The sequence below is a fragment of the Micromonospora terminaliae genome, assembly GCF_009671205.1.
GTDB lineage: Bacteria > Actinomycetota > Actinomycetes > Mycobacteriales > Micromonosporaceae > Micromonospora > Micromonospora terminaliae.
Genome location: NZ_CP045309.1, coordinates 931349 through 948293 on the forward strand (window position 1 = coordinate 931349; position 16945 = coordinate 948293).

15 protein-coding genes are annotated in these 16945 nt (G+C 73.4%); 10 read left to right on the top strand and 5 right to left on the bottom strand.

Features of this window, described 5'->3' with window-relative positions; all coding sequences use genetic code 11:
- The first annotated feature begins 7 nt into the window (after positions 1 to 7).
- From GCE86_RS04165 to GCE86_RS04195, 7 genes are all read left to right on the top strand, one after another.
- Positions 8 to 994: a FecCD family ABC transporter permease gene (locus tag GCE86_RS04165; RefSeq protein ID WP_244317176.1), complete on the top strand. Its 987-nt coding sequence runs from the start codon at positions 8 to 10 to the stop codon at positions 992 to 994.
- Positions 991 to 1833: an ABC transporter ATP-binding protein gene (locus GCE86_RS04170; protein WP_154225688.1), complete on the top strand. Its 843-nt coding sequence runs from the start codon at positions 991 to 993 to the stop codon at positions 1831 to 1833. The genes GCE86_RS04165 and GCE86_RS04170 overlap by 4 nt, the downstream gene beginning before the upstream one ends.
- Positions 1834 to 1871: 38 nt before the next feature.
- Positions 1872 to 2816: an ABC transporter substrate-binding protein gene (locus GCE86_RS04175; protein ID WP_154225689.1), complete on the top strand. Its 945-nt coding sequence runs from the start codon at positions 1872 to 1874 to the stop codon at positions 2814 to 2816.
- Positions 2817 to 2991: 175 nt separating this feature from the next.
- Positions 2992 to 4527 carry a pyridoxal phosphate-dependent decarboxylase family protein gene (locus tag GCE86_RS04180; RefSeq protein WP_154225690.1) on the top strand — a complete coding sequence of 512 codons (1536 nt, stop codon included), beginning with the start codon at positions 2992 to 2994 and terminating at the stop codon, positions 4525 to 4527.
- Between the two features lie 24 nt (positions 4528 to 4551).
- Positions 4552 to 5844 carry a lysine N(6)-hydroxylase/L-ornithine N(5)-oxygenase family protein gene (locus GCE86_RS04185; protein ID WP_154225691.1) on the top strand — a complete coding sequence of 431 codons (1293 nt, stop codon included), beginning with the start codon at positions 4552 to 4554 and terminating at the stop codon, positions 5842 to 5844.
- Entirely contained in the window at positions 5841 to 6398 is a 558-nt protein-coding gene (locus GCE86_RS04190) for a GNAT family N-acetyltransferase (protein WP_239543256.1), read from the top strand. Before GCE86_RS04185 ends, GCE86_RS04190 begins: the two co-directional genes overlap by 4 nt.
- A gap of 12 nt (positions 6399 to 6410) precedes the next feature.
- On the top strand, positions 6411 to 8189 hold the full coding sequence (locus GCE86_RS04195) for an IucA/IucC family protein (RefSeq protein WP_154225692.1): 1779 nt from the start codon (positions 6411 to 6413) through the stop codon (positions 8187 to 8189).
- Positions 8190 to 8277: 88 nt separating this feature from the next.
- Here the strand turns inward: GCE86_RS04195 and GCE86_RS04200 are convergent, their stop codons facing one another.
- The 3 genes from GCE86_RS04200 to GCE86_RS04210 form a co-directional block, all read right to left on the bottom strand.
- Entirely contained in the window at positions 8278 to 8925 is a 648-nt protein-coding gene (locus GCE86_RS04200) for a hypothetical protein (RefSeq protein WP_154225693.1), read from the bottom strand.
- An 80-nt stretch (positions 8926 to 9005) separates the two neighbouring features.
- Entirely contained in the window at positions 9006 to 10229 is a 1224-nt protein-coding gene (locus GCE86_RS04205) for an MFS transporter (protein WP_154225694.1), read from the bottom strand.
- A 34-nt stretch (positions 10230 to 10263) separates the two neighbouring features.
- On the bottom strand, positions 10264 to 11052 hold the full coding sequence (locus GCE86_RS04210; RefSeq protein WP_154225695.1) for an SDR family NAD(P)-dependent oxidoreductase: 789 nt from the start codon (positions 11050 to 11052) through the stop codon (positions 10264 to 10266).
- 56 nt (positions 11053 to 11108) lie between these two features.
- Here GCE86_RS04210 and GCE86_RS04215 point away from each other — a divergent pair, with 56 nt between their 5' ends.
- Positions 11109 to 12098, top strand: a complete 990-nt coding sequence (locus tag GCE86_RS04215) for an ArsR/SmtB family transcription factor (protein ID WP_154225696.1) — start codon at positions 11109 to 11111, stop codon at positions 12096 to 12098.
- Here GCE86_RS04215 and GCE86_RS04220 read toward each other — a convergent pair.
- Together GCE86_RS04220 and trmB are read right to left on the bottom strand one after the other, a co-directional pair.
- Positions 12095 to 14599 carry a DEAD/DEAH box helicase gene (locus GCE86_RS04220; protein WP_154225697.1) on the bottom strand — a complete coding sequence of 835 codons (2505 nt, stop codon included), beginning with the start codon at positions 14597 to 14599 and terminating at the stop codon, positions 12095 to 12097. The two genes, GCE86_RS04215 and GCE86_RS04220, sit on opposite strands and share 4 nt — an antisense overlap.
- A gap of 46 nt (positions 14600 to 14645) precedes the next feature.
- Entirely contained in the window at positions 14646 to 15350 is a 705-nt protein-coding gene (trmB, locus tag GCE86_RS04225; RefSeq protein WP_154225698.1) for a tRNA (guanosine(46)-N7)-methyltransferase TrmB, read from the bottom strand.
- Positions 15351 to 15476: 126 nt separating this feature from the next.
- Between trmB and GCE86_RS04230 the strand changes: the two genes are divergently transcribed.
- Both GCE86_RS04230 and GCE86_RS04235 read left to right on the top strand, forming a co-directional pair.
- The gene (locus GCE86_RS04230; protein WP_154225699.1) at positions 15477 to 16109 is read left to right on the top strand and encodes a hypothetical protein; all 633 of its coding nucleotides are present in this window, start codon (positions 15477 to 15479) and stop codon (positions 16107 to 16109) included.
- Positions 16110 to 16117: 8 nt separating this feature from the next.
- Complete coding sequence (locus GCE86_RS04235; RefSeq protein WP_154225700.1) at positions 16118 to 16813, top strand: class F sortase; 696 nt, start codon at positions 16118 to 16120, stop codon at positions 16811 to 16813.
- The last annotated feature ends 132 nt before the right edge of the window (positions 16814 to 16945 follow it).

A 16945-nucleotide genomic window follows, 5' to 3' on the forward strand; every position in this document is an offset into this window, starting at 1 on the left:
GTTCGCCGTGCCGGTGCGGCTCCGGGCGGTGGTGGTCGCGGTCGTGCTGCTTCTGCTGCTCCTCGGTGCCGTGGTGGTCAGTCTTTCGCTCGGAACGCCGTACGTGGCTCCCGTTGACGTGCTGCGTGCGCTCTCCGGCGCCGGCACCCCGTACGACCTCGTGGTGCTCGACCTGCGGCTGCCCCGCGCGGTGCTCGCGGCGCTGGCCGGGGCGGCCTTCGGCGTCGCCGGCACCCTGATCCAGAGCGTGGCCCGCAACCCGCTCGCCAGCCCCGACGTGATCGGCGTCACCCAGGGTGCCGGCCTGGCCGCCACGGTGGCCCTGACCAGCGGCGCGGCGGCGATCCTCGTGGCGCCGGCCGCGCTGCTCGGCGGCCTGGTGGCGGCCGTCCTGGTCTTCGCCCTCGGTGCGCGCCACGGCCTGGCCGCGCAGCGGTTCGTGCTGGCCGGCGTGGCGGTGGCGTTCGCGCTCCGGGCGCTGACCGAGGTCGTGATGCTCTCCGCCGACCCGATCGACGGGCTGCGCGCCCAGCTCTGGCTGATCGGCACCCTGGCCGGCAAGGGCTGGACCGAGGCGGCCTGGATCGCCGGCACGCTCGCCGCGCTGCTGCCCGTGCTGCTCTGGGCCGGCTGGGCGCTGCGCAGCACCGCACTGGACGACGACACGGCCCGGGGGATCGGGCTGCGGCCGGTGGCCCGCCGGGTCGGCCTGGCTGCCACCGGCGTGCTGGCCGCCGCCACCGTCACCGCCCAGGTCGGCGCGGTGGACTTCGTGGCGCTGGTCGCCCCGCAGGTGGCCCGGCGGCTGGTGCGGTCCGAGCGGCCGCCGCTGCTCTGCGCCGCCCTGCTCGGGGCGCTGCTCCTGGTGCTCGCCGACCTGGCCGGCCGCCGGCTGTTCGCCCCCACCCAGCTCCCGGCCGGCGTGCTCACCGCGGCGATCGGCGGGCCCTACCTGATCTTCCTGCTGCTGCGCACCCGAGGGAGGCGGTCGTGACCGCGCTGCTGTCCACCCGCGACCTGGTCGCCGGTTACGAGGCCCGGACCGTGCTGGACGGGCTGGACCTCGACCTGCCCGCCGACGCGTTCACGGTGATCGTGGGGCCGAACGCGTGCGGGAAGTCCACCCTGCTGCGCACCATGGCCCGGCTGCTCACCCCGCGCCGCGGCGCGGTGCTGCTCGACGGCACGGCGATCCGCGACCTGCCCACCCGCGAGGTGGCCCGGCGGCTCGGCGTGCTGCCGCAGAGCCCGCTCGTGCCCGAGGGGATCACCGTGGCCGACCTGGTCGGCCGGGGCCGCCAGCCCTACCAGCGCTGGTGGCGGCAGTGGTCCGCGGAGGACGGCCGGGCCGTCGAGGCCGCCATGGCCATGGCCGACGTGGCCGAACTCGCCGACCGGCCCGTCGACACCCTCTCCGGCGGCCAGCGGCAGCGGGTCTGGATCGCCATGACCCTCGCCCAGGACACCGAGGCGCTGCTGCTCGACGAGCCGACCACCTTCCTCGACCTGGCCCACCAGGTGGAGGTGCTGGATCTGCTGCACCGGCTGCGCGCCGAGCGCGGCCGGACCGTGGTCGCCGTGCTGCACGACCTGAACCAGGCCGCCCGGTACGCCGACCACCTGGTCGCCATGCGCGCCGGCGCGGTGGTCGCCGCCGGCCCGCCGCGCGAGATCCTCACGGCCGACCTGGTCCGCGACGTCTTCGGGCTGGACTGCGTGGTCGTGCCCTGCCCGGTCACCGGCGCGCCGCTCGTGGTGCCCGCCCTCACCCACACCTCGGCCGCTCCGGCCGCCACGCCGGCCCCGGCCGGCGCCTCCGCCGGCGACGCCTGACCGCGCGCCGGCCCGTACCCGTCATGAAAGGACCCTTGATGCGTCGTCTCGCCGTCGCTCTCACCGCGGCCCTCGCCCTCGGCGTGGGCCTCACCGCCTGCGGGAAGAGCGATCCCGTCTCCGGCACCAACGCCGGGGAGACCCGGGAGATCACCCACGCCATGGGCACCACGAAGGTGCCCGCCGAGCCGAAGCGCGTGGTGGTGCTCGACACCGACAAGATCGACACTGCGCTCTCGCTGGGCGTCACCCCCGTCGGCGCGGCCACCGCCGGCGAGGCGAAGAGCTGGCCCACCTACTTCGGCGCAGACAAGCTGGCCGGCATCAAGGAGGTCGGGGTGCTCACCGAGCCCGACCTGGAGGCGATCAACGCGCTCAAGCCGGACCTCATCCTCGGCAGCAAGTTCCGCCAGGAGAAGTTCTACGACGAGCTGTCGGCCATCGCCCCGACCGTGTTCACCGAGAAGGTGGGCATCACCTGGAAGGAGAACTTCCTCCTCGACGGGAAGGCGCTGGGCAAGGAGCAGCAGGCCAAGGACCAGCTGGCCGCGTACGAGAAGCGGGCGAAGGACTTCGGCGCGAAGCTCGGTGACGCCTCGTCGCGGAAGATCTCCATCGTGCGCTTCATCCCGGGCAACATCCGGGTCTACGGCCCGGACTCGTTCTCCGGCATCGTGGTCGGCGACACCGGCCTGGGCCGCCCCGCCCGGCAGCTGCTGGAGGGCAAGGAGGACAAGCGCTTCGACCTGGTCAGCGCCGAGCGGGTCAACGAGGTCGACGGCGACGTGGTGTTCGTGACCGCGTACGGCGAGAAGGCCGCCGCCGAGCAGGCGAAGGTCACGGCCGGCAGCCTCTGGCAGGGCCTGTCCGCGGTGAAGGCGGGCAAGGCGCACGTGGTCTCCGACGAGGTCTGGATGACCGGCATCGGTGTCGGCGCCGCCAACAAGATCCTGGACGACCTGGAGAAGTACCTGGCCGCCTGAGCCACCCGTACCGCCCAGCGCCCGCCCGGCCCCGTGCCGGGCGGGCGCTGCCGTCGTCAGGCCTTGACCGGAAGTTAGGTTAGGGTAGCCTAATTTCCGCGATCGTTTCCGGACCGCGCGGACCGTGCCGTGCGTCGCGCCGACGCCGTCCGCCTCCGACCACTGAGGACTGCCCATGAGCCTGCCCGGAGCAACCGTTCCGGCCCCCTCGGCCGGTGCCGGCCCGGCCGCCGCCCGGGACCACCTGTTCACCGCCCGCACGCTGGACCGCTACCGCGGTGTGCTGGCCGAGGGTGTCGACCGGGTGGCCCGCCGGGTCGCGACCGCCGACCGGCCGTTCACCGGGGTCGGCCCGGACGACCTCGCCCCGCGCGTCGCCGCCGTGGACCTCGACCGGCCCCTCGGCGACCCCGGCGCGGCCCTCGACGAACTGCACGACGTCTACCTGCGCGACGCCGTCTACTTCCACCACCCCCGCTACCTGGCCCACCTGAACTGCCCCGTGGTGATCCCGGCGCTGCTCGGCGAGGCGGTGCTCAGCGCCGTCAACTCCTCGCTGGACACCTGGGACCAGAGCGTCGGCGGCACCCTCATCGAGCGCCGGCTGGTCGACTGGACGGCCGGGCGGATCGGGCTCGGCCCCGCCGCCGACGGGGTGTTCACCAGCGGCGGCACGCACTCCAACCTCCAGGCCCTGCTGCTGGCCCGCGAGGAGACCCGGGCACGGGCCGGCCTGCGGCCCGGACCCGAGGCGCTGTCCCGGTTCCGGGTGCTCACCTCGGCCGCCGGCCACTTCAGCGTGCAGAAGGCCGCCCGGCTGCTCGGCCTCGGCCCCGACGCGGTCCGCACCGTCGACACCGACGCGCAGCGCCGGTTGCGCCCCGACGCGCTGGCCCGGGAGATCGCCCGCTGCCGGGCGGACGGGCTGCTCGTCATGGCCGTCGTCGCCACCGCCGGCACCACCGACTTCGGCAGCATCGACCCGCTGCCGCAGGTCGCCGACATCTGCGCGGCGGCCGGCGTGTGGCTGCACGTCGACGCCGCGTACGGCTGCGGGCTGCTCGTCTCGCCGACCCGCCGGCACCTGCTCGACGGCATCGAGCGGGCCGACTCGGTGACCGTCGACTACCACAAGTCCTTCTTCCAGCCGGTCAGCTCCAGCGCCGTGCTGGTGCGCGACGGCCGGACCCTGCGGCACGCCACCTGGCACGCCGACTACCTCAACCCGGCGCGCGCCGTCGAGCAGCGCATCCCCAACCAGGTCGACAAGAGCCTCCAGACCACCCGCCGTTTCGACGCGCTCAAGCTCTGGCTCACCCTGCGGATCATGGGCGCGGACGCGGTCGGCGCGCTCTTCGACGAGGTGGTCGACCGGGCCGGCGAGGCCTGGCGCCTGCTCGACGCCGACCCCCGCTTCGAGGTGGTGACCCGGCCGGCCCTGAGCACGCTGGTGTTCCGCTGGCACCCCGCCGGCCTGGCCGCCGACCTCGTGGACGACGCCAACCTGTACGCCCGCGAGGCCCTCGCCGCCTCCGGCGCCGCGCTCGTCGCCGGGACCCGGGTCGACGGCGCCCACCACCTGAAGCTCACGCTGCTCAACCCCGAGACCACCGGGGAGGACGTCGCCGCGGTCCTCGACCTGATCGCTGAACACGCCGGCTGGTACGCCCGCACCCGCACCGCCGACGCGCTGACCTGCCCGGTCGGCTGACCAGCCGCCCGCCCGGAGAAACCCGTGTCGACCCACGACTTCATCGCCGTCGGGCTGGGCCCGTACAACCTCGGCCTGGCCTGCCTGACCGCCCCGATCGCCGACCTCGACGGTCTCTTCCTGGAGGCCCGCGACGACGTCGGCTGGCATCCCGGCATGCTGCTGGAGACCGCTCACCTGCAGACCCCGTTCCTCGCCGACCTGGTGACGCTCGCCGACCCGACCTCGCCGTACTCCTTCCTCAGCTACCTCAAGGAGACCGGGCGGCTCTACCCGTTCTACATCCGGGAGAACTTCTTCCCGCTGCGCAGCGAGTTCGACGCCTACTGCCGCTGGGCGGCCGCGAAGCTGCCGAGCGTCCGGTTCGGACACGAGGTCACCTCGATCGAGTACGACGCCACGGACGACCGGTACGTGGTGCGCGCCCGGGTGGCCGGCCGCGAGGTCACCCACCGGGCCCGCCGGCTCGTGCTCGGCACCGGCACCCCGCCGCACGTCCCGCCGGCCTGCGCGGGGCTGGACGGCGACATGATCCACAACTCGCGGTACCGGAAGCACCGGGCGGCGCTGCGCGGCAAGCGGAGCATCACCGTGGTCGGCAGCGGGCAGAGCGCCGCCGAGATCTACCACGACCTGCTCGCCGACATCGACACCCACGGCTACCACCTGACCTGGGTCACCCGCTCGCCGCGCTTCTTCCCGCTCGAATACACGAAGCTCACCCTGGAGATGACGTCCCCGGACTACGTGGACTACTTCCACGCCCTGCCCGAGCCGACCCGTTACCGCCTCGAAGCGGAGCAGAAGGAGCTGTTCAAGGGCATCGACGCCGAGCTGATCAACGCGATCTACGACCTGCTCTACGTGAAGACCGTGAGCGGCCCGGTGCCGACCCGGCTGCTCACCAATACCGAGCTGACCGAGGCGGCCCACGATCCGGCGCGCGGCGCGTACACGCTGGGGCTGCGCCACATCGAGCAGGGCCGCGACTTCACCCTGGAGACCGAGGGGCTGGTGCTGGCCACCGGCTACCGCCACCGGGTGCCCGCCTTCCTCGACCCCATCCGGGACCGGCTCCGCTTCGACGGCCACGGCCGCTTCGACGTGGCCCGCAACTACAGCATCGACCACACGGGCCGGGGCGTCTTCCTCCAGAACGCCGGCACCCACACGCACAGCGTCACGTCGCCCGACCTGGGCATGGGTCCCTACCGCAACTCGTGGATCATCCGGGAGCTGACCGGCCGCGAGCACTACCCGATCGAGAAGAGCATCGCGTTCCAGGAGTTCGGCGCCCCGGCCGGGGTGGCCTCATGACCGTGGCCGTCCACCGCCGGCAGGACCCGCGCCTCGGCGAGTTCACCCTCCGCCCGCTCGACCCGGACGCCGACGCCGCGCTGCTGCACGGCTGGGTCACCCACCCCAAGGCGGTGTTCTGGATGATGCAGGACGCCGACGTGGCCCGGGTGGCCGAGGAGTACCGGCGCATCGCCGCGCACCCGCACCACGACGCGTACCTCGGGTGCTGGCAGGGCCGGCCGGCGTTCCTGGCCGAGCGCTACGACCCGGCCCACGTCGAGCTGGTCGGTCTCCACGACCCGGCGGAGGGCGACGTCGGGATGCACTTCCTCTGCGCGCCCACCGGGGCGCCCGTGCACGGCTTCACCCTCGCCGTGCTCACCACGGTGCTGGACTGGCTCTTCGCCGACCCGGCCACCCGCCGGGTGGTGGTCGAGCCCGACGTGCGCAACACCGCCGTGCACGCGTTGAACGCGGCCGTCGGCTTCCGCGTCGTCGGCCCGATCACCAAGCCCGAGAAGACCGCCCTGCTCAGCGTCTGCACCCGAGAGCAGTTCGCCGCCACCCGTTGAGAGGTACCCCGCGTGACCACCCCCTCCGCCGCCGTCGACCACCTCACCCCCGACCGGTGGGCCGCCGCCAACCGCCGCCTGGTCCGCAAGGCCCTGGCCGAGTTCGCCCACGAACGGCTCATCACCCCCGAGCCGCACGGTCCCGGCCACTACCGGGTACGCAGCGACGACGGCACCGTCGAGTACCGCTTCGCGGGCCGGCGGCTCAGCCTGAACCACTGGTGGATCGACCCCGCGGGCCTGACCCGCCACGTCGAGGGGCGGGAGGCCCCACTGGACGCGGTCGACCTCTGCCTGGAGCTGCGCGGCGCGCTCGGCCTCACCGACGCCGTCCTGCCCGTCTACCTGGAGGAGATCACCAGCACCCTGGCCGGGCTCGCCTACAAGTCGGCCCGCCCCGAACTGACGGCGGCGGAGCTGGCCGGGGCGGACTTCCAGCAGATCGAGACGGCCATGACCGAGGGCCATCCGTGCTTCGTGGCCAACAGCGGGCGGATCGGCTGGGGCGTGCACGACCACCACCGGTACGCCCCGGAGGCCGGCCGGCCGGTCCGGCTGCTCTGGCTCGCCGCCCACCGCGACCACACCACCTTCACCTGCGCCACCGACCTGGACTACGACACCCACGTCCGGGCCGAACTCGGCGACGAGACCCTGGCCGGGTTCGCCCGCACCCTCACGGGCCTCGGCCTCGACCCGGCCGACTACCTGCTGTTGCCCGTGCACCCGTGGCAGTGGTGGAACAGGCTGGCGGTCACCTACGCCGGCGAGGTGGCCCGGCGGCACCTCGTGCCCCTCGGCGAGGGGCCGGACGAGCACCTGGCCCAGCAGTCGGTGCGCACCTTCTTCAACGTCACCGACCCGCACCGGCACTACGTGAAGACCGCGCTCTCGGTGCTCAACATGGGCTTCATGCGCGGGCTGTCGGCCGCGTACATGGAGCACACCCCGGCCATCAACGACTGGCTGGCCGGCGTGATCGCCGCCGACCCGGTGTTCGGGCGGACCGGGCTGTCGATCATCCGGGAGCGGGCCGCCATCGGCTACCGGCACCGGCAGTTCGAGGCGGCCACCGACCGGTACTCGCCGTACCGGAAGATGCTCGCCGCGCTCTGGCGGGAGAGCCCGGTGCCCGGGCTGGAGCCGGGCCGGCGGCTGGCCACCATGGCGTCGCTGCTGCACGTCGACCATGGCGGGCGCTCGGTCGCCGGAGCGCTGATCGCCGGCTCGGGGCTGGCCCCGGCCGACTGGCTGCGCCGCTACCTCGACGCCTACCTGGTGCCGGTCCTGCACGCGCTCTTCGCCTATGACCTGGCGTTCATGCCGCACGGCGAGAACGTCATCCTGGTGCTGCGCGACGGCGTGGTGGAGCGGGTGATCTTCAAGGACATCGCCGAGGAGATCGTGGTGATGGACCCGGCGGCCGACCTGCCCGAGGCGGTGGGACGGATCCGCGCCGCCGTGCCCGAGGACCAGAAGGTGCTCTGCGTCTTCACCGACGTGTTCGACTCGTTCCTACGCCACCTCAACGCGATCCTGGCCACCGAGGGCATCCTCGACGAGGAGACCTTCTGGCGGACCGTGGCCGGGTGCGTCAGCGCCTACACGGCGTCGGTGCCGCACCTGGCCGGGCGGCACGACCTGTTCGCCCCGGAGTTCGCGCTCTCCTGCCTCAACCGGCTGCAACTGCGCGACAACCAGCAGATGGTCGACCTCGCGGACCCGTCGGCGGCGCTCCAGTTCGTCGGGACGCTGGCCAACCCCCTCGCCCCGTACGCGCCGCGGCCGTGAGCGCCCTCGCGGTGCCGGTGCTTTCCACCGTGCTGGGCGCCAGCGGCCGCCCCGGGGAGGGGCGGCCGCTGGTGGGGGGCGGGCCGGGTCAGGCGGCGGTGGACCAGATGGCGCGGAACGCCGCGGCCTCACCAGCCAGCCACTGCTCGATCTGCTCCGGCTTGACGTCGGCGGGCATCCGGTGGGACTCGCCGCGCCGGACGTCGACCAGCACCGGCTCGGCGTGCGGCAGGACCGCGTCCATGTGCCGGGCCATCAGGTGCAGGGTCGCCAGGACGGTCTCCTCGCTCGGCGGGGCCTCGTCGAAGTGCAGCCGGATCGCCTCGGCGCGGCCGTCGGCGTAGCGCACGCCGAACTGCGGATTGATCTTCACGGGCAGGTCGCCCAGCATCGCGAGGGCGTCGCGGGTCTGCGCCAGGTCGACGCCGGCCGGCTCGCCCAGCGAGTGCAGCCACGTGGTGGCGCCGGGCACCAGCGCCTCGTAGAGCGGGCGCCAGCGCGGTTTGACCAGGTCGGCCACCTGGGCCAGGTGCGTGCCGCCGGTGTGGAAGGCGACGTCGGCCTTGAGCGCCTTGACGAACTGGCCGTGCGGGTTGAACCCGTGCCGGCTCGCCCGCTGCTTGCGCAGGCCGCCGACGAAGGTGGCCTTGGTGGGGCCGGTGCGGTCCACGTAACGGGTGAACCCGAGGAGGGTGGCGTAGGGGGTGACGGGGGCGGCGGAGGTGGGCGCGGTCACGAGCATCCTCCCAGGTCAAAAGCTCGATTAGTACATACATTCTAATCGACAGGTCTGACATCGCCCAGGGTTGAGTCGCCTCAGATCGTGCGGTTCGCTACCGCGCACCCGGCCGGGGAACCGGGGTCCGGAGAGAGCGGTGACACCGGCCGGGCTGCGGCCAGGTGCCGGGCCAGCGCGATGGCCGCGAGCAACGCCAGCACAGCGCACGCTCCCAGCCAGCCGAAGCGCCCGTACGCCTGGACGCCCAGCCAGGACCCGGCACTTCCGCCCAGGTAGGCGCAGGTCATGTACGCGGTGTTGACCCTGCTGCGGGCCTCCGGGCGCAGGGCGTAGTTGCGTACCTGGTTGGCGACCATCCCCGACTGCATGGCCACGTCGAGCAGCAGTGTCCCCGCCACCAGCGCCACCAGTCCTGCCGTGCCGCCCAGGCGGCCGAACGCGAGCACCGCGGCCGACGCGCCGACCCCGAGCATGCACACCAGGTTGACCGCGTCGCTGCCGTGCCGGTCCACCAGCCGTCCGGCGAGCGGGGTGCAGACCATGGTCGCCGCGTTGACCAGGGCGAGCAGTCCGACCGCCCGGGCCCCCAGCCCGTAGATCGGACCGGTCAGCAGCAGCGCCACCGCGGTCCAGACCGCGGAGAAGCCGGCGAAGATGGCTGCCTGGTACCAGCAGGATCGGCGCAGCTCGGGCTCCCGGCGCAGCAGGCGCAGCGACTCGGCCAGCAGGGCCGGGTAGGGGTGCGCCGACGCCGGTCGCGTCGCCGGCAGTACCCGGGCCATGACGACCCCGATGAGCAGCACGGACGCCGCCGCGGTGAGGTAGGGCGCCCGCCAGCCCCACCAGTCGCCGAGGGTCCCGGCGAGCGTGCGGGACAGCAGCATGCCACCGATCGAGCCGCTCAGGAGCGTGCCGCTGACCGCCCCGCGCCGGTCCGCCGAGACCAGGCCGGCCGCCATCGGCCCGATGATCGGCGCGACCACGGTGGTGATCCCGACGAGGGCGTTCGCGGACACGAGGAGCGGATGCGCGGGGGCGATGGTGGCAGCGAGCAGCCCCAGCCCGGTCAGGCCGAGCAGAATGACGACGAGCGGCCGGTGCGGGAGCCGGTCGCCGAGCGGCACCAGGAGGAAGATCCCCGCCGCGTACCCGAGCTGCACGGCCGTCACCACCAGCGCGGCCGAGTCCGGGGAGACGTGCCGTTCGGCGGCGATCAGTGGGGCGACGGTCTGCGGGAAGTAGATGTTCCCGACGGCCACCCCGCAGGCGAGGGTGAGGAGTGCCAGCAGTCGGCGGCTCATCGGCCGATCTCGTGGTCCGGAATCGTCGGTCACGTCAGTCCACCGGGCCGCCGGCGACGTAGATGACCTGGCCGGAGACGAAGCTCGCACCCTCGCTCACCAGGTACGACGCGGTGTGCGCGATGTCCTCGGGCTGGCCGACTCGGCCCACCGGGATCGTCTCCGCGACGATCCGCTGGTGCTCGTCGAAACTGCGGCCGCGCCGCTGCGCGCCGATCCTGGTCATCTCGCTCACCACGAAGCCCGGGCCGATGGCGTTGGCGGTCACGCCGTGCCGTCCGAGCCGGAGCGCGAGCGACTTGGTGAAGCCGATCAGACCGGCCTTGGCGGCCGCGTAGTCGACGCGCCCGGAATCGCCGAGCGCCGAGATGCTCGACATGTTGACGATCCGTCCCCAGCCAGCCGCGATCATGAACGGAGCCACGGCCCGGGTGAGGAAGAAGGCCCCCCGAAGGCTGACCCCGGTGACCGCGTCCCACTGCTCGGTGCTGGTCTCCTCGACGCCGGCGTTGGGCCCGCCGATGCCGGCGTTGTTGACCAGCACCGTCGGTGCGCCCAGCGCGGCGGCGATCCGGGAGACGGCAGTGCCCACCGCCGTCTCGTCGTTGACGTCGGCGGCGAACGCCGCGGCCGTCCCGCCGTCGCGGGTGATGGCTGCCACGGTGCCGGCGCAGTCCTCCTCCCTCAGGTCCAGCACCGCGACCGCGAGGCCGTCGCGTGCCAGCCGTTTGGCGACCCCGGCGCCGATCCCGCGTGCCGCACCCGTGATGATCGCCGTGCGTTGCCGGTTCCCGTGGTCCGTCGTGTTGATCTGCTGTGTCATGCCCGGAAGTCCATCGCACCGGTCGACCACGCCCCAGCGATGTAGGGTATGGCTTAATGATCAGCTTTGAACTCGGCGTCGGGGACCTCGCCGACACCCGGTTCGGAATCTCACCGATCCACGAGACTGTCCTCAGCCTCCGGGTGCTGCGCGAGCCGGGCCTCTACGCGCTGCACCTGCCCTGGCGCCGGTCGGTGCTCGGCCGGCTCCACGGGATCGACACCGCCCTGCTGATGTCGCTGGTCGGGCCGGAGCGCGCGGTGCCGGACTTCCTCACCCCCCGGCCGGCGAGCTTCGCCGCGACCTTCGACGAGGAACTGGCCCGCGCACGCCGGACGCCGCCGGACGTGGTGCGGCGCGACCTGCTGGCCATCTACGGACGTCACCGGCTGCCCGACGTCCTGAGCGAGGTCACCACGGGCGGCGATGACGGCGTCGCCCGGCTCCGCGAGGCGGTCTGCGACCTCCTGGCCGCCTACTGGGAGATCGCCGTCCGGCCGACCTGGTCCCGGATGCGGCTCGTGCTGGAAGCCGACATGACCTACCGCGCCCGGCAGCTGGCCGTGGGCGGCGCCCGCCTGCTCTTCGCCGACATGCACCCCAACCTGCGGTGGCACGACGGCGTGCTGCACATCGACAAGATGATCGGCCGGCACCGGGTCGCGGCCGCCGGCCGGGGGCTGCTGCTGGTGCCGTCCGTGTTCGCGCACAAGCCCGCCCCGCCGGTCAGCGCCGAGGAACCACCGTGGCTGGCCTACCCCTGTCGCGGTGTGGCCACGCTGTGGCTCCCGGCGCCCACCACGGACGCCGGGGCCCTCACCGCGTTGCTCGGCGCGCCCCGAGCGGGGCTGCTTGGCCTCCTCGACGAGCCCCTGGCGACCGTGGAGATCGCCCGCCGGCTCACCGTGACGCCCAGCGCCGTGTCCCAACACCTGCGCGTCCTCCACGCGACCGGGTTGGTCACCCGCGCCCGGGACGGCCGGCACGTGCTGTACCGCCGAAGCCCGCTCGGAGACCAACTGGCCGGTGGGGGAGACGGGACCTAGAGCTGTCCGACGTCGGTGATCCGGACGGCGGCGGCGCCCACCTCGTCGGAGGCCGCGAGGTCGATCTCGGCGCTGACGCCCCAGTCGTGGTCGCCCTCCGGGTCGTCCAGGATCTGGCGTACGGTCCACTTCTCCCGGCCCTGCTCGATCATCAGCAGCGCCGGCCCGCGCGCGTCCGGCCCCACCCCGATCGAGTCGTACGCCTCGAAGTATGGCTCCAGCGCGTCCGCCCACGCGTCCGCGTGCCAGCCGTGCTCGCCGTCCAGCTCCCCGAGCAGGTCCCACCGGCGCAGCGCGGCCAGCTCGACCCGGCGGAACAGCGCGTTGCGCACCAGCACCCGGAACGCCCGGGCGTTGCGGGTGACCGCCGGGGGCCGGTCGTCCAGCGACGCGGCCACCTCCGCGACGTCGGAGGGGTTGCGCAGCCGCTCCCACTCGTCGATGAGGCTGGAGTCGACCTGGCGGACCAGCTCGCCCAGCCACTCGATGAGGTCGGCCAGTTCCTCGGTCCGGGCGTCCTCGGGGACGGTCTGCCGCAGCGCCTTGTACGCGTCCGCGAGGTAGCGCAGCACCAGCCCCTCGGAGCGGGACAGGCCGTAGAACTGGACGTACTCGGTGAACGTCATGGCCCGCTCGTACATGTCGCGGACCACCGACTTGGGGGAGAGCTGGTGGTCGGCCACCCAGGGGTGGCCCTGCCGGTACATCTCGTACGCCGACTCCAGCAGCTCGGCGAGGGGCTTCGGCCAGGTCACCTCGTCGAGGAGTTCGAGGCGGGCCTCGTACTCGATGCCCTCGGCCTTCATGGCGGCGACCGCCTCGCCACGGGCCTTGAACTGCTGGGCGGACAGCACCTGACGCGGGTCGTCGAGGATCGACTCGATCACGCTGAGCACGTCGAGCGCGTACGACGGGGACTCCCGGTCGAGCAGCTCGACGGTGGCCAGGGCGAGCGGGGACAGCGGCTGGTTGAGCGCGAAGTCGAGCTGGAGGTCGACGGTGAGGCGTACCCGGCGGCCCTGCTCGTCCGGCTCGGGCAGCTCCTCGACCACGCCGCCGGCCCGGAGCGCGCGGTAGATGGCGATGGCCCGGCGAATGTGCCGGCGCTGCGCGGCCGGGTCCTCGTGGTTGTCGGTGAGCAGGTGCCGCATCGAGGCGAACGCGTCGCCGGGGCGGCCGATGACGTTGAGCAGCATCGAGTGGCTGACCTGGAAGCTGGAGGTCAGCGGCTCGGGCTCGGCCTCGACCAGGCGCTGGAAGGTCGGCTCACCCCACCCGATCGAGCCCTCCGGCGGCTTCTTCTTCACGACCTTGCGGCGCTTCTTCGGGTCGTCGCCCGCCTTGGCGAGGGCCTTCTCGTTCTCGATGACGTGCTCGGGGGCCTGCACCACGACCCGGCCCAGGGTGTCGAACCCGGCCCGCCCCGCCCGGCCGGCGATCTGGTGGAACTCGCGCGCCTTGAGCAGCCGGGTCCGGGTGCCGTCGTACTTCGACAGGCCGGTGAAGAGCACGGTGCGGATCGGCACGTTGATGCCGACGCCGAGTGTGTCGGTGCCGCAGATGACCTTGAGCAGCCCCGCCTGGGCCAGGGTCTCCACGAGGCGGCGGTACTTGGGTAGCATGCCGGCGTGGTGCACGCCGATGCCGTGCCGCACCAGCCGGGACAGCGTCCGGCCGAAGCCCGAGGTGAACCGGAAGTTCCCGATGGCCTGGGCGATCATGTCCTTCTCGGCCCGCGTGCAGACGTTCACGCTCATCAGCGCCTGGGCGCGCTCCAGGGCGGCGGCCTGGGTGAAGTGCACGACGTAGACGGGGGCCTGCTTCGTGTTCAGCAGCTCCTCCAGCGTCTCGTGCAGCGGGGTCATCGCGTACGAGAAGAGGAGCGGGACCGGCCGCTCGGCCGACCGGACGACGGCGGTCGGCCGCCCGGTGCGCCGGGTCAGGTCGTCCACGAAGCGGGTGGTGTCGCCGAGCGTGGCGGACATCAGGACGAACTGGGCCTGCGGCAGCTCGATGAGCGGCACCTGCCAGGCCCAGCCCCGGTCCGGCTCGGCGTAGAAGTGGAACTCGTCCATGATCACTTGGCCGACGTCGGCCCGGGCGCCCTCGCGCAGCGCCAGGTTGGCCAGGATCTCCGCGGTGCAGCAGATGATCGGGGCGTCGGCGTTGACGCTGGCGTCGCCGGTGAGCATGCCGACGTTCTCCGCGCCGAAGACCTCGCAGAGGGCGAAGAACTTCTCCGAGACCAGGGCCTTGATCGGCGCGGTGTAGAAGGTGGTGCGGTCGTCGGCCAGCGCGGCGAAGTGCGCGGCGATCGCCACCAGGCTCTTGCCCGAGCCGGTCGGCGTATTCATGATCACGTTCGCGCCGGAGACGATCTCGATGACCGCCTCCTCCTGGTGGGGGTAGAGGGCGAAGCCGCGCTCGGACGCCCAGCCGGCGAACGCGTCGTAGAGGGTGTCGGGGTCGGCGCTCTTCGGCAGCGCGGCGGTGAGAGTCATGGCGCTCCCATCGTGCCTGGATCATGGGCCGCCGCGCCAACCGGGTTCAGCGTCGCCGGTGCACCAGGTCGAAGATCTCCCGCCCGGCGGTCAGCGCCCGCCGCTCGAACTTGGTCACCGGCCGGTCCGCGGGCCGGGGCGCAAAGCCGCCGTGCACGTCGACCAGCTCCGGGTCGGCGGTCAGCGTCTCCCGCATCGACTCGGCGTACTCGGCCCAGTCCGTCGCGCAGTGCAGCGTCCCGCCGGGGACCAGCCGGGAGCGCAGCAGCGCCACGTGCGCCGGCTGGATGATCCGCCGCTTGTGATGGCGGGCCTTCGGCCACGGGTCGGGGAAGAAGACGTGCACCGCGTCCAGGCAGCCCTCCGGCATGGCCCGCACCAGGTCCAGCGCGTCGCCCTTGGCCACCCGCACGTTGTCCAGGCCGTGCCGTTCGACCAGGTCGAGCAGGTTGGCGATTCCGGGCGTGTGCACCTCAACCGCCAGATAGTGTCGGTCCGGGTCGGCGGCCGCCATCGCCGCGGTGGCGTCGCCCATGCCAGAGCCGATCTCCAGCACCAGCGGCGCCCGCCGTCCGAACAGCGCCGCCGGATCGCACGGCCCGTCCAGGTCGTCGATCTCCAGGCCGTACGCGGGCCACAGCCGGGCCAGCGCGTCGCGCTGCCGGTCGCTCATCCGCCCGCGCCGCGGGTGGAAGGTGCGGATACGGGAGGCGTGGGCCGGCGGCGCGGCGCTGAAGTCGGTGGAGGTCACAGCGACCCGAGCGTACGCGACCGGCGGAGCGGATCAGATGTGACGGACGGCCGGGGGTGAGAGGATTCATCCCGTACGGCAGGACGGGTGGCCCGCCGCCCGACACCGCTGAGGCCGGGAGGGGGCATGGTGTCAGTCACGGGACGTGCGGCGCTGCTGGTCGCGGCCGCCGCGTGCACCGCCCCCCTGGTCGGCGCGGTGCCCGCCCAGGCCGCCCCGCGCGCCGTCCCCCTGGAGTCCGCGGGCCTGGAGTCCGCGGCCCTGGGGCCGGCCGGCTCCGTGGTCGCCGCCGAGCCCGTGCCCGGCCAGCCGGACACGCGGCCGTCGCCCGCCGACGTGATCTTCGTGGAGGTCACCCCGAGCACCGTCGAGGCCGGCTTCCTGGTCGGCATCCGGGCGAGTTGCCGGGACAACTCGGTGCCGGCCACCGTGGTCTCCGACGCGTTCGGCCGGGTGCAGGTGCAGCCGCAGCGCGGCCTGCTCACCGCCTCGCCGATGGTGCGGGACCGCACCCGCCCGGGCAACTACCGCGTGAAGCTGGAGTGCCCCGGCGGGCAGACCGCGTCGACCATGCTCCAGGTGGTCAAGCGGGTGCAGCCCAGCCGCGGTCCGGCGACCGGCTTCGGCGGCACCGCCGGCAGCGGGCTCGGCGGGCTGCTGGTGCCGGTCGGGCTCGCGCTGACCGTGGTCGGCGCGGTGGTCGGCGTGGTCGCGTCCCGCCGGCAGCCCCGTCTCCTCGGTGGCGCCGCCCGGCGCTGAGCCCCGCCATGGCCACGAACCCGACCCCCCAGCCCGCCGCCCGGGCGGCCCAGTCCACCACCCGGTCGGGACGGGCCGCCGGCCGCAGCCCGTGGTCGGTGCCCCTCGCCGTGCTGCTGGTGCTGGTCGGGGTCTTCGCCACCGGCGCCGGGCTGGGCCGGACCGCCGGGCCGTTCGACTGGGCCGACGCGGCGACCGGGCCCAGCCGGCGTACCGCGGAACCGGCCCGCGCGCGCGAGCCCGCCAGCCTCCCGGTCCGCCTCGCCGTGCCCTCCATCAAGGTCACCGCCCCGGTCACCCCGGTCGGCCAGGCAAGGGACGGGTCGATCGACGTCCCGCCGCTGACCGAGCACAACCAGACCGGCTGGTACAACCGCGGGTCGGTGCCCGGCGACCCCGGGCGGGCGATCATCGTCGGGCACGTGGACACCAAGAGCGGGCCGGCCGTCTTCTACCGGCTGCACGACCTGAAGCCGGGGGACCGGATCGAGGTCACCCGGTCGGACCGCAGCGTGGTCACCTTCAAGGTCGACACGGTCGAGTACTTCGACAAGGCCAACCTCCCCGCCGACCGTGTCTACGGCGAGTCCGGCCCCGCGGAGCTGCGGCTGATCACCTGCGGCGGCGAGTGGGTGGGCGGCCACACCGGCTACGAGGACAACGTGATCGCCTTCGCCTCCCTGCTCGACACCCGCAACCCCTGACGCCGGTCTTCCGGACCGGCCCGCGATCGGTGCCTTGGCGGGTCGCAGGCGGGCAGGCGGCCGCGCCGGGCGTTACCTCAGCGCGCCTGTCGAGCTGACGTCAGCAATGACTCAGAGGCGCCTCGCAAATCG

Coding starts and splice junctions, on each gene's coding strand:
- GCE86_RS04175 (WP_154225689.1), top strand. CDS start 1,872: ATGCGTCGTCTCGCCGTCGCTCTCACCGCGGCCCTCGCCCTCGGCGTG.
- GCE86_RS04180 (WP_154225690.1), top strand. CDS start 2,992: ATGAGCCTGCCCGGAGCAACCGTTCCGGCCCCCTCGGCCGGTGCCGGC.
- GCE86_RS04190 (WP_239543256.1), top strand. CDS start 5,841: ATGACCGTGGCCGTCCACCGCCGGCAGGACCCGCGCCTCGGCGAGTTC.
- GCE86_RS04205 (WP_154225694.1), bottom strand. CDS start 10,229: ATGAGCCGCCGACTGCTGGCACTCCTCACCCTCGCCTGCGGGGTGGCC.
- GCE86_RS04210 (WP_154225695.1), bottom strand. CDS start 11,052: ATGACACAGCAGATCAACACGACGGACCACGGGAACCGGCAACGCACG.
- GCE86_RS04215 (WP_154225696.1), top strand. CDS start 11,109: ATGATCAGCTTTGAACTCGGCGTCGGGGACCTCGCCGACACCCGGTTC.
- GCE86_RS04220 (WP_154225697.1), bottom strand. CDS start 14,599: ATGACTCTCACCGCCGCGCTGCCGAAGAGCGCCGACCCCGACACCCTC.
- GCE86_RS04230 (WP_154225699.1), top strand. CDS start 15,477: ATGGTGTCAGTCACGGGACGTGCGGCGCTGCTGGTCGCGGCCGCCGCG.
- GCE86_RS04235 (WP_154225700.1), top strand. CDS start 16,118: ATGGCCACGAACCCGACCCCCCAGCCCGCCGCCCGGGCGGCCCAGTCC.